Annotated in this window: 10 protein-coding genes and 1 pseudogene; 7 read left to right on the forward strand and 4 right to left on the reverse strand. The window is 66.9% G+C overall.

All coding sequences use genetic code 11. The annotated features are described in order from the left end of the window. Window positions 1–488: 488 nt before the first annotated feature. Window positions 489–1,475: a LacI family DNA-binding transcriptional regulator gene (locus tag ACLP25_RS21785; RefSeq protein WP_442471235.1), complete on the reverse strand. Its 987-nt coding sequence runs from the start codon at window positions 1,473–1,475 to the stop codon at window positions 489–491. A 353-nt stretch (window positions 1,476–1,828) separates the two neighbouring features. On the opposite strand from ACLP25_RS21785, the gene ACLP25_RS21790 reads away from it, so the two are divergent. The 4 genes from ACLP25_RS21790 to ACLP25_RS21805 all read left to right on the forward strand — a co-directional run bounded on the left by ACLP25_RS21790 (window position 1,829) and on the right by ACLP25_RS21805 (window position 6,647). Further along, window positions 1,829–2,806, forward strand: coding sequence for an ABC transporter substrate-binding protein (locus ACLP25_RS21790; protein ID WP_442471236.1), 978 nt, complete (start codon window positions 1,829–1,831; stop codon window positions 2,804–2,806). Between the two features lie 113 nt (window positions 2,807–2,919). Further along, a complete protein-coding gene (locus ACLP25_RS21795) occupies window positions 2,920–4,461 on the forward strand; it encodes a sugar ABC transporter ATP-binding protein (RefSeq protein ID WP_442471237.1) in 1,542 nt (513 codons plus the stop codon). Beyond that, window positions 4,454–5,446: an ABC transporter permease gene (locus ACLP25_RS21800; RefSeq protein WP_442471238.1), complete on the forward strand. Its 993-nt coding sequence runs from the start codon at window positions 4,454–4,456 to the stop codon at window positions 5,444–5,446. Before ACLP25_RS21795 ends, ACLP25_RS21800 begins: the two co-directional genes overlap by 8 nt. A gap of 277 nt (window positions 5,447–5,723) precedes the next feature. Continuing rightward, on the forward strand, window positions 5,724–6,647 hold the full coding sequence (locus ACLP25_RS21805; protein ID WP_442471244.1) for an ABC transporter permease: 924 nt from the start codon (window positions 5,724–5,726) through the stop codon (window positions 6,645–6,647). Window positions 6,648–6,674: 27 nt separating this feature from the next. On the opposite strand, the gene rbsK is transcribed toward ACLP25_RS21805, so the two are convergent. Beyond that, window positions 6,675–7,619, reverse strand: a complete 945-nt coding sequence (gene rbsK / locus ACLP25_RS21810) for a ribokinase (protein WP_442471239.1) — start codon at window positions 7,617–7,619, stop codon at window positions 6,675–6,677. A 151-nt stretch (window positions 7,620–7,770) separates the two neighbouring features. Beyond that, the gene (locus tag ACLP25_RS21815; RefSeq protein ID WP_442471240.1) at window positions 7,771–8,346 is read right to left on the reverse strand and encodes a plasmid pRiA4b ORF-3 family protein; all 576 of its coding nucleotides are present in this window, start codon (window positions 8,344–8,346) and stop codon (window positions 7,771–7,773) included. A gap of 213 nt (window positions 8,347–8,559) precedes the next feature. Between ACLP25_RS21815 and ACLP25_RS21820 the strand changes: the two genes are divergently transcribed. Then, entirely contained in the window at window positions 8,560–8,727 is a 168-nt protein-coding gene (locus tag ACLP25_RS21820) for a hypothetical protein (RefSeq protein WP_442471241.1), read from the forward strand. A gap of 107 nt (window positions 8,728–8,834) precedes the next feature. Here the strand turns inward: ACLP25_RS21820 and mgrA are convergent. After that, a pseudogene (mgrA, locus tag ACLP25_RS21825) lies at window positions 8,835–9,864 on the reverse strand (L-glyceraldehyde 3-phosphate reductase). 160 nt (window positions 9,865–10,024) lie between these two features. Between mgrA and mtnA the strand changes: the two are divergent. After that, window positions 10,025–11,119, forward strand: a complete 1,095-nt coding sequence (gene mtnA, locus ACLP25_RS21830) for an S-methyl-5-thioribose-1-phosphate isomerase (RefSeq protein WP_442471242.1) — start codon at window positions 10,025–10,027, stop codon at window positions 11,117–11,119. 62 nt (window positions 11,120–11,181) lie between these two features. Next, window positions 11,182–11,938: CaiB/BaiF CoA transferase family protein (locus tag ACLP25_RS21835; RefSeq protein WP_442471243.1), on the forward strand; the 757-nt coding region annotated here is incomplete at its 3' end.

An 11,938-nucleotide genomic window follows, 5' to 3' on the forward strand; every position in this document is an offset into this window, starting at 1 on the left:
CGGATCGTCATGTCCTCGATCATCCGCCGACGCAGAGGGCTCATCTCGGCCATCTGAAACTCCTGTCTGAGAGTGGGCTTTGAACACCCCATCCTCTCAGGCAGGAGGACCTTCACTCCATCCCGCCCCTCACCCGCTCGCTTCCGCCTCCGCCGCGATAGCGGCTTCGTTCAATCCGCAGACGCCTGAAGATGAAGACCGCCGCCGGATTTGCCGTGAGCGAAAGGTCCTGATCATGGAAAGGGTCCATCACGGACGGCCTCCCTTCCAGATGGCGCTTTCAACGACGACCATCTTGGCACGCTTGATGCCGTTCGGGGCGCCGTCCACCCCATCAGCAAGGGTCGCATATAGCTGTTCGCAGTGCCGTCGCGGAAGGACCGCTCGTTGCGCCGAATCCGCTGTTCATTGTATGAACCGGAAGGACCGCGCCGAATTGCGCCCTTCGTCGTTTCCCTCCTCGCAATCACAACGGTTCAACGCGAGCCCTAGACCGATTTCCGCATCACGATCGGACACTCGACCTTGACCTGCCGTGGGCGCGCCGGCGAGCCCGCGGCTGCGTCGATCAGCCATTCGGCGGCGATCGAGCCCATCTCGAAATGCGGCAGAAGGACGGTGGTCAGCGGCGGATGCAGGTGCTGGGCGATCTCGCGGTCGTCGTAGCCCATCACCGCGACGTCGTCCGGAATCCTCAGTCCGAGTTCGCGCAGCGCCTCGTAACAGCCGACCGCCATCAGGTCGTTGGCGCAGAAGATGGCGGTCGGCGGGTGGGCAAGCGCCATGAGCGCGCGCGTCGCCTCGTAGCCTGACAAGGGTTCCCAGTTTCCCTCGCGAACGAGGTCGGGATCGAACGGCAGGTCGGCGGTGGCGAGCGCCTGGCGATAGCCGCGCAGGCGGTGGCGCGCCGCTTCCATGCTGGCCTCGCCGTTGATGTAGCCGATCCGCCTGTGTCCGGCGCGGATCAGCACGTCGGTCGCCGCGTGGCCGCCCGCGACCTCGCCCGGCACGACGGAAGCGAACGCGCCGCCGGCCGCATGGCAGTTGAGCAGCACCAGCGGCGCCGGCGAAGCCCAGGCCGGTGCATCAATGAGCCGCGTGTTGATGGTCGCGTAGACGAGTCCGGCAAGCGGCAGCGCAGCAAGCTGAGCGAGAGCCGCCGCCTCCATGTCGGCGTCGCCGCGCGTCGCCATCACCGTCACCGTCAGGCCATGCGACCAGGCCTTTTCGCGCACGCCGTCAAGGCCGATTGCAGTCCAGGGGTCTGTCGAGAGCTCGTCGCAGACGAAGCCGATCGTGGTCGCTGCGGAAGCCGCGGGCGCGCCCCCGCGCCGCACCGGCTGATAGCCGAGCTTGGCGGCAGCCTTGATCACGCGCTGGCGCGTCTCGGGCGACAGGCGCGCGCCGTCGGCGTGATTGAGCACCAACGAGACAGTGGTCTGGGACACACGCGCCTCGGCGGCGACGTCGATCATGGTCGGGCGCCGCGCGGGCGTCTTCCGTCGACGATGGCCTCGTTTGCCAGTCGGGACTTCGCGGTCAGCGGCCCCGACGGCGGCTTTTCCTTGCAGCATCTCTCCCTCGAGACGGCGACGCGAATATTATTAGCAAGGCAACATGCTGAAAAGGTGCGGGAATGTCAAATTCTTTCGTTTCCCCATTGACAAGTTTTAGCGCCTTATTATCCTCCGACGCGCTCGGGATTCAAGCGCGAAGACACGGCGCGGCCTTGTCGCCGCGGGTAACCGCCTCGCGTCCCGAAAACCGAACGGCAGTCGCGCCGTCACGACGCGTCGAGCGCGCCGTCGCGAAGGAGGAGGAAACCAACATGCTCATTACACGCAGACATGTGCTGATCGGGACGGCGGGCGCCGCCTCGTTCCTTGTCGTCCCGGCCTTCGGGCAGGTCCCGCCGCTGAAGAAGAAGGACCATTACAAGGTCGGCTTCGCCCAGACCGAGAGCAACAACCCCTGGCGTCTCGCGCAGACGGCGAGCATGAAGGACGAGGCCGCCAAGCGCGGCGATCAGCTCGTCTATACCGACGCCGCGGGCTCCGCCGCCAAGCAGGTCGCCGACGTCAACAGCATGATCGCCCAGGGCGTCGATTTCATCTTCCTTGCGCCGCGCGAGGAGAAGCCGCTGGCGACGGCCGTCCTGAACGCCAAGAAGGCCGGCATCCCGGTGCTGGCGATCGACCGCGACCTCGATCAGGCGATCGCCAAGCGGGGCCAGGACTACCTCGCCTTCATCGGCTCCAATTTCATCCAGGAAGGCCAGCGGGTCGCCGACTGGACGATCGCCAAGACCGGCGGCAAGGGCAAGATCATTGAACTGGAAGGCACGATCGGCTCCTCGCCCGCCAACGACCGCAAGAAGGGTTTTGACGACACGATCAAGGCCAAGGCGCCCGACATGGTCATCCTCGCCAGCCAGTCCGGCGACTTCGCCCGCGACAAGGGCCGGCAGGTGGCGGAGACGCTGCTGCAGGCGCATCCGGACGCCACCATCGTTTACGGGCACAACGACGAAATGTCGCTCGGCGCCATCGCCGCCATCGAGGCCGCCGGCAAGGTTGCCGGCAAGGACATTCTCGTGGTTTCGATCGACGGCGAGAAGGACGCGCTCCAGGCGATCGCCGACGGCAAACTGGGTTGCTCGTGCGAATGCAACCCGCGCTTTGGGCCTGCGGCTTTCGACATTTTGTACAAATACGCCGCCGGCGAGACCATCCCTCCGTCGATCATCAACCCCGACCACTTCTACGACGCCAGCAACGTGGCGGCGGCCCTGCCGACCGCCTACTGAGCCAGCTCGTTCAACGCTTGCCGAAACCCCTCCCGCCTGCTTTGCTGCCGGCGGGAGGGCGCGTCTGACGATCGGATGCGCGCCGGAGCCGAACAACAGGACCCGTAAAAGCAATGCCGTCGTCGGCGCCGCTTCTCGTCATGCGCGATATCGACAAGCGCTTCCAGGGCGTGCACGCGCTCGCCAAGGCCGCGCTCGAGGTGAGGCCAGGCGAGATCATGGCTCTGGTCGGCCAGAACGGCGCGGGCAAGTCGACGCTGATCAAGGTGCTGACGGGGGCCTACAGCCGCGACGCCGGCTCGATCGACTTTGACGGCCGGCCGATCGCCTTCGCTTTGCCCCAGGAGGCGCAGCGGGGCGGGATCAGCACCATCTATCAGGAGATCAATCTCGTTCCCTTCCGATCGGTGACGGAGAACATCTTCCTCGGCCGCGAGCATCGGCGCTTCGGCCTTCTGGACTGGGGCCGGATGAACGCGGAAGCCGCCGAGGTGCTGCGGCGCTTCGATGTCGCAATCGACGTCCGCCGGCCGTTGCTGGACTTTTCGACCGCCATCCAACAGATGGTCGCCATCGCCCGGGCGGTGTCGTTCAAGGCGCAACTTGTCATCATGGACGAGCCGACCTCCTCGCTCGACGAGCGCGAAGTGGCGGTGCTATTCGACGTCATGCGGCGGCTCAGGTCCGAGGGCGTCGCGGTCATCTTCATCACCCACCGCCTCGACGAGCTCTACCAAGTCTGCGACCGCGTGACCGTGATGCGCGACGGGCGCACGATCATGACGCGCCCGATGGCCGAGGTCGACAAGCTTCATCTCATCTCCGCCATGCTCGGGCGCGACGTCGAGACGGTTCGTGGCCATGCGACCGGCTTTTCCGACGCGGCGGGGAAGGCGGGCGACGAGGTGCTATCGGCCGATGGGCTCAAGATCGGTCGGCGGGTGCGCGACGCGCGGCTGGAAGTCCGGGCGGGGCAGATCGTCGGGCTCGCGGGACTGCTTGGTTCGGGCCGGACCGAGACGGCGCGGGCGGTCTTCGGCGCCGACCCGCCCGACGCGGGTTCGATCCGGCTGATGGGCCGGGCGGTCGCGCCGCGCGAGCCTGCCGACGCGATTGCGCTCGGCGTCGGCTATTGCAGCGAAGACCGTAAGGCGGACGGCATCGTGCCGGAGATGTCGGTGCGCGAAAATCTCACACTCGCGATCCTGCCGCGGCTGGTCGCCATGGGCGTGGTCGATGAGGGCCGCCAGCGGTCCATCGTCGAAAAGTTCATGAAACGCCTCGCCATCAAGGCCTCGGGACCCGAGCAGAAGATCCGCGAGCTTTCCGGCGGCAACCAGCAGAAAGTGCTGCTCGCCCGCTGGCTGTGCGCCGATCCAAAGCTTCTGATCCTTGACGAACCGACGCGCGGCATCGACGTCGGCGCCAAGGCCGAGATCCAGTCGCTGATCCGCGAACTCGCCGACCAGGGACTGGGCGTATTGATGATCTCGTCGGAGCTCGAAGAGATCGTCGAAGGGGCGGACCGGGTGTTCGTGCTGAGCGACGGCCGGACGGTCGCGGACCTGCCGCATGCTGAGGCGTCCGCGCAGGCAATCATGGCGGCCATGGCGCATGAGGATCCGGCGGCGACGGGGGAGGCCGCTCATGGCTGACGCGCCAACCTTGACGGAGCGGCGCGCGACGCCGGACGTCGTCGCGTTCCTGCGCCGCTACGCCGCGCTGACCGGTCTCATCGCGTTGCTCATCTTCAATTTCCTGGTGACGCCGCATTTTCTCAGCCTGCAGACGCTCAATGTCAACCTGACCCAGGTGGCGACCATCGTCATCGTCTCGGTCGGCATGACGCTGGTGATCGCGACCGGCGGCATCGACCTGTCGGTCGGTTCGCTGATGGCGATCGCCGGGGCGCTCGCCCCGCTGATCTTTCTGAGCCCGTTCGGGGTCGCCCATCCGACGCTCGGCGACATGCTCGCCTTCGTCGTCCCGATCGGCGTCGCAGGGTTGCTCGGCGGGTTCAACGGCTGGTTCATCACCCGCTTCCAGGTCCAGCCGATCGTCGGCACGCTGGTCATGTTCATCGCCGGCCGCGGCATCGGGCAGGTGGTGACCAACGGCAATCTGCAGGTGTTCCACAATCCGACGTTCCAGTTCATCGGCCTCGGCCGCGTATTCGGGGTGCCGTTCCAGGTGATCGTCATGCTCGTCCTCGTCGCTGTCGCGGCGTGGGCGCTGAAGCGCACGCTGTTCGGCCGTCATATCCTGGCGGTCGGAGGCAACGAGCGGGCGGCGCGGCTCGCGGGCGTCCCGGTCGCCCGTGTCAAGCGCTGGGTCTACGCCATCAGCGGGCTCTGCGCTGGGATCGCGGGGCTGGTCGTCATCTCGATCAATTCGTCGAGCGACGCCAACTTGGTCGGGCTGGGCATGGAGCTCGACGCGATCGCCGCGGTCGCCGTCGGCGGCACGCCGTTCACTGGAGGCCAGGCGAGCGTGGTCGGCTCGCTGATCGGCGCGTTGCTCATCCAGCTTTTGCGCTACACGCTGCTCGCCAACGGCGTACCGGATGCGGCCGCGCTGGTCGTCAAGGGCGCGATCATCGCCGGCGCCGTGTGGTCGCAGCAGCGGGCGAGAAGCGCATGAGCAAGGCTCATTCCGATTGGAACTTCGAACGTGCTGAGAAGCGGGCACGACCGTTCCCCCTCTCCCCGCTCAAGCGGGGAGAGGGCAGGGGTGAGGGGCTTGGGCGATTGACCGCCGCAAGCGTTCCCCCCGCCCCTCATCCTAACCTTCTCCCCGCAAGCGGGGAGAAGGAACGCCGTCCGCCGGGTAAGGCGAGCCTCACATGAGCGTTCAAACACAAACCCCGGCCGGGCCGGCGCGGCCGAGCAGCATCGCCTGGGCGGCGCAGCAGCGGGTGATGATCGCGCTCATCCTGCTAATCCTGTTCGGCGCGCTGCGCTATGACCATTTTCTCGGCGCCTACAACGTGCTTTCGGTGCTGCGCTACAATTCGATGTTCGCGCTGACGAGCCTCGGCATGGCCTTCGTCATCATGACCGCAGGGATCGATCTGTCGGTCGGCACGACGGCCGCCTGCGCGAGCGTCGTCTCGGCGCTGCTGTCCCCCTATGGTCTGCTGCCCGGCCTCCTCGGCGGTCTCGGCACAGGCCTCGCAGTCGGCGTGATCAACGGCTTCATGGTGACGCGCATGCGCATTCTGCCGTTCATCGCGACGCTCTCGGGAATGCTGATGGCGAGCGGGACGGGACTTTTGCTCGCGCACAACCAGTCGGTCTCGGTCTCCTACGACACCGATTTCACCTGGCTCGGGCAGGGCGACTGGCTCGGCTTTCCCGTGCCCGGCTGGATCGCCGCGGCCGCCTACGCGTACGGCTCGATCGTGCTCAACTTCACCAGCTTCGGCCGTTACGTGCTGGCGGTCGGCGGCAACGAGGAGGCCTCGCGGCTGATGGGGCTGCCGGTCGACCGTGTCGTGTTCTGGACCTATGTCCAGTCGGGCGTGTTCGCCAGCCTCGCCGGCGTCATCCTCGCGGCCCAGTTCGGCGCTGGCCAGCCGGCTGAGGGCGTCGGCTGGGAGCTTTTTTCGATCGCCGCGGTCGTGGTCGGCGGAACCTTGCTCACCGGCGGCGTCGGTTCGGTCGCCACCACGCTCGCCGGCGTCCTGCTGCTCGGCCTCATCTTCAACGTGCTCAATTTCGAGAACGGCCTCGGTTGGATCAGCCTCAGCGCCTACTGGCAGTCGGTGGTGCGCGGACTGTTCCTGATGGTGGTGGTCATGGCCGGTTCCGGCGCGGCGAGGCGGGCGCTCAGGACGGCGTAGGGCTGTAAGGACGGGTCGCTGACGCGCCTACGAAGCGCGTCCTGCAGTCGCGCAGATCGCTTTGAACTCCGCCTCCGTCGCGAACGACTTTTGCGCGCCGCGCTTGGTCACGGAATCGGCGGCGTAGCGCGTCGCCTTGCCGAGCGCCGCCTCGAGGCTGACGCCGGCGGCGAAATAGCGCGCGAAGCTGCCGATGAAGGCGTCGCCGGCGCCGGTCGAATCGGCCGCGTCGACTTTGACCGGCGGGATGGGCTTCAGCCCCTCCGGCGTTGCAAGCAGCGCGCCGCGCGCGCCGAGCGTCACAATGACCGTTTCGATTCCATCCGCGATCAGGAGGTTCGCCGCCGCGGCGACCTCCTCCTCCGTCTCGACCGGCAGGCCGGTCAAAATCGCGAGCTCGGTTTCGTTCGGCGCGACGAAGCTCGCGAGCCGCACCTTGTCGCGATCGAGCGCGCGGAGCGCAGGGGCGGGGTTCAGCATGGTCTTCACGCCGTGACGCTTGCCGAATTCGAGCGCGGCGTAGACGGTGTCCAGCGGCACTTCGAGCTGGAGCAGGATAAGGTCGCACCTCGAAAGGTCGGCCGCCGCCGCATCGACGTCGGCCGGGGTGAGGTCGCCGTTCGCGCCCTTGACGATCAAAATGAGATTTTCGCCCGCCGGATTGACGAGGATGGTCGCGGTGCCGGTCGTCTGGTTCGCGACGCGGCCGACGTGTTTGGTATCGACGCCGAGGGCGGCGAAATTGCCAAGCACGTTCTCGCCGAGCATGTCGTCGCCGACCTTCGACACCATCACGACGTCCGCGCCGAGTTTCGCCGCGGCGACGGCCTGGTTGGCGCCCTTGCCGCCAAAACTCATCTCGAAGCGCGGCGCGGCGATCGTCTCGCCCCAGACCGGCATGCGCTCGATGTAGGTGACGACGTCGACGTTGCTCGATCCGACGACGCCGATGCGCGGACGTTTTTCGGTCATGCCACAATCCTCTTTTCTCGCTCGACGGCGCTATGTCGAGCTCAGGCGCAAATGGCGCGGACCCAGTTCCATCCCTGTCGACCAAGTTTGGCGCCTTGGCGCTGTACCCGATCAGTCGCGACAGGCTTTGGGTTTCAGAGTTGCGAAGAGTTCAACCATGTCCGAAGCGGGCGGCGAGGGTCGCGTTGGCGACTTCGACGGAGAATTCTTCCGGGTCGAACTCCTCGCCAAGCCACTCCAGGCGTTCGGCGCGCTCGGGATGGGCGGGGTCTGCGATGATGTCCAGCAGCTCCTGATAGCCCCAAGGGCCGCCGCAATCCTCCGGCGGACAAGCGCGCTTGCCTGCGACGCATGTCGGGTAGACCGTTCCTTGGGCGGCCGGAAGAGTCTTCTCGATCGTGACGGTGTGCTCCCAGTCGTCGCCGAAGTCATAGGTGTAGCCGAAGCGGGCGACGCCGGATCTGCGCACCTCGCCCAGCGTCAGCCGGCCTTCGTCCGCGACGTCGTCGACGTTGGCGCGGTCGCCGTAATGCCTGCCGCCGATGTCGAAGGCATGGAGGTGGCCGCCTTCCCAGCCCATCGCTGCCTGGATCGCCTCATGCAGGTCGCCGGGAGTCATGTCGGCTGGCGCGAGAAGCCGACGCCAGATCGGCGGCTTCGTGCCGCGCAGCGCCACTTTGAGGCTGATGATGCTGCTTCCCGCGTCCGTTCCAGATTTCCTCGCCATGCCCCCGCTCCTGCCGCAACCTTGATCATCAGCGTGCGCGTGTCCTCGCTCGACAAGGATCAGACGCTATATTCATTCTTGGTCGTCGTCTCGCTTTGGCGAATCCAACGGGAGCAAACACCGAGAAGAGGATGTGCGATGGCGAACATAGACTGGCGGACGCTGCCTCCCCTATGGCCAAGCCCTGCAGTCTGGGCCGATGTTGGATGTTTTATGCTGCTGGTGTTCACTGAAGATAATGTACCGAGATGGGAGGTTCGGCGTAAAGCGGAAACGGCAGACGCCGGCGGTGGCGATCTTATCGTTGGCGGGTCCGCCGACACCTTCGATGCGGCCAAAGGAGCGGCGGTCTTCGAGGCAATGACGCGGTCCCTGGAATGATGACGCGGTCTCAACGACGATCATGCGCCAGGCGCGAGTGGGTTTGGCCAACGGTGCCGAATGAGAAAAACAGCCCGGGTCGGGCGGCGATCCGATGATTCTGATCGTTACCCCAGCTCCGCCGACCGCGCCCAGAGGTTGATCCCGGCCTCCACCGCGTAGCCGTCGATCTCCTTCAGCTCCTCCGCCGAGAACTCGAGCGTCCAGCGCGCGCACGCTGTCGACCACCTGCTCCGGCCGGCTCGCGCCGATCAGCGCGCTTGTCACCCGCTTGTCGCGCAAGGCCCAGGCGAGCGCCATCTGCGCCAGCGACTGGCCGCGGCGCTTGGCGATTTCGTTCAGCGCCCGGACATGGGCGAGCGTCTCCGGCTTCAGGAAATCCGGGTTGAAGAAATGCGCCTGCGCCGCGCGGCTGTCGCTCGGAACGCCGTTCAGGTACTTGTCGGTGAGCAACCCTTGCGCGAGCGGCGAGAAAACGATCGCGCCGATCCCCTCGTCGGCGAGCGTGTCCAAGAGGCCGTCGCTCTCGATCCAGCGGTTGACCAGCGAGTAGCTCGGCTGGTGGATGAGACAGGGCGTGCCGAGCCGCTTCAAGATCGCCGCCGCCTCGCGCGTTCGGCGCGAATTGTAGGAGGAAATTCCGACATAGAGCGCCTTGCCCTGGCGCACCGCGCTGTCGAGCGCGCCCATCGTCTCTTCGAGCGGCGTCTCGGGGTCGAACCGGTGCGAATAGAAGATGTCGACGGTGTCGAGCCCCATGCGCTTCAGGCTCTGGTCAAGGCTGGCGATGAGGTACTTGCGGCTCCCCCATTCGCCGTATGGCCCCCGCCACATGTCGTAGCCGGCCTTAGTCGAGATCACCAGCTCGTCGCGATGGCCGCGGAAGTCCGAGCGCAACAATTCACCGAAATTGACCTCGGCCGAGCCGGGCGGAGGCCCGTAATTGTTGGCGAGGTCGAAATGGGTGATCCCGAGGTCGAACGCGGTGCGGCTAATCGCCCGTATCGAATCGAGCGACCGGTTGAAGCCGAAGCTGTGCCACAACCCCAGCGAGATCGCCGGCAACTTGAGGCCGCTGCGGCCGCAGCGGTTGTAGAGCATCGAGTCGTAGCGGGCGGGAGCGGGGATATAGGTCATGGCGGCGTTGGACCGGTTCGTTGCGGGCGCCGGACGCGCTCGGATGGCCAGCCTAAGCCTAGTCCCTTGAGCCGACGCTGATCAAGGAGCGCCGGCGCCGTTCCGCGCTGCCGCGGCCCATGCTATCAGCCTCGCCTTGTGGACCACGGGAGACGACCGCGTGAAGGTCGATGGGCGCGCTTATCGAACGATCTGGCTCAACGTCGACGGATGGGGCGTCGACGTGATCGACCAGCGCTGGCTGCCGCACGAGTTTCGCGTGGCAACCCTGCGCAATGTCGGCGAAGCGGCGACGGCGATCCGCGACATGTGGGTGCGCGGCGCGCCGCTGATCGGAGTCACCGCGGCCTATGGCGTGGCGCTCGCGATGCGCGAGGATCCGAGCGACGGGAGCCTCGAGGCGGCCTGGGAGCGGCTCTACGCCACCCGGCCGACGGCGATCAACCTGCGCTGGGCGCTCGACGCCGTGCGCGACCGCCTCCGCCCGCTCGAGCCGTCGGCGCGCGCCGCCTTGGGCTATGCGCAGGCGGCCGAGATCGCCGCCGAAGACATCGCCATCAACCGCGCCATCGGCAGGAACGGGCTCGCCATTATTCGCAAGATCGCCGAGAAAAAGGCGCCCGGAGAGCCGGTCAACATCCTCACTCATTGCAACGCCGGCTGGCTCGCCACCGTCGACTACGGCACAGCGACCGCGCCGATCTACCTCGCGATGGAGGAGGGGATACCGGTCCACGTCTATATCGACGAGACTCGGCCGCGCAACCAAGGCGCGTCGCTCACCGCCTGGGAGTTCGTTCATCACGGAACCCCGCATACGCTGATCGTCGACAACGCCGGCGGCCACCTGATGCAGCACGGCCTCGTCGACATGGTGATTGTCGGCACGGACCGCACGACTGCGCGCGGCGACGTCTGCAACAAGATCGGCACCTATCTGAAAGCGTTGGCCGCCAGGGACAACGTCGTGCCGTTCTACGTCGCGCTGCCGTCGCCGACCATCGACTGGACGGTCGACGACGGGGTGAAGGAGATTCCGATCGAGGAGCGCTCCGCCGACGAGGTGGACTTCGTCCAGGGCCTCGGCGCGGACGGCAAAGTCGCGCGGGTACGCATTTCGCCGGCGGGAAGCCGAGCCGCCAACCCCGCCTTCGACGTGACGCCGGCGCGGCTCGTCACCGGCCTGATTACCGAGCGCGGGGTCGCGGCGGCCTCGTCCGAGGGGCTGAGGGCGCTGTTTCCGGAGCGCGGCTAGCCGGGCGAACGGCAATCGTTCTAGACTGAACCGTTCCGCCGCTCATCCGCCAGGGCTTCTCCATGCTGCGTCCGCTCGCCGGCCTGAAAATCATCGAGTTCGAGGGCATCGGCCCCGGCCCGCTCGCGGGGCGGATGCTCGCCGACCATGGCGCGGAGGTCACCGCGATTGTCAGGCCGAACAAGGCGGCGATCGGCAATCCGGAGGCCACGAGCGGCGACGATCCCTTGCGTGGCGGCAAGCGCGTCGTCGCGCTCGACCTCAAGCGTCCGGAGGCGGTCAAGCAAGCTCTGACCCTCATTGCGGGCGCCGACGCGCTGATCGAGGGCAACAGGCCGGGCGTGATGGAGCGGCTCGGGCTCGGGCCGGCCGACTGCGCCCGGCGCAATCCGAGGCTCGTCTATGGCCGCATGACCGGCTGGGGTCAGGACGGGCCACTCGCGCAGGCCGCCGGCCACGACCTGAACTATGTCGCGCTGACCGGCGCGCTATCGCTGACCGAGCGCCCCGGCGCTGCGCCGATCGTCCCGCCGACAGTGCTCGGCGACGCCGGCGGCGCGCTCGGGCTCGCCTTCGGCATCGTTAGCGGCGTTCTGTCCGCGCGCGCGACGGGAAAGGGCTGCGTCGTGGATGCCGCGATCCTCGACATGGTCGCGGCGCTGAGCGGGATCGCGCTTTGGGCGCGGGCGACCCGCATGCTCGACGGCGGCCGACCGAGCATGTTCCACGATTCGCCATTTTACGACGCCTATCTTTGCGCGGACGGCCGCTATGTCACGATCGGCGCGCTCGAGCCGCAGTTCTACGCGGCTCTTCTCG

Origin of the sequence: Roseiarcus sp. (assembly GCF_052145395.1) — a bacterium.
Lineage (GTDB): Bacteria > Pseudomonadota > Alphaproteobacteria > Rhizobiales > Beijerinckiaceae > Roseiarcus.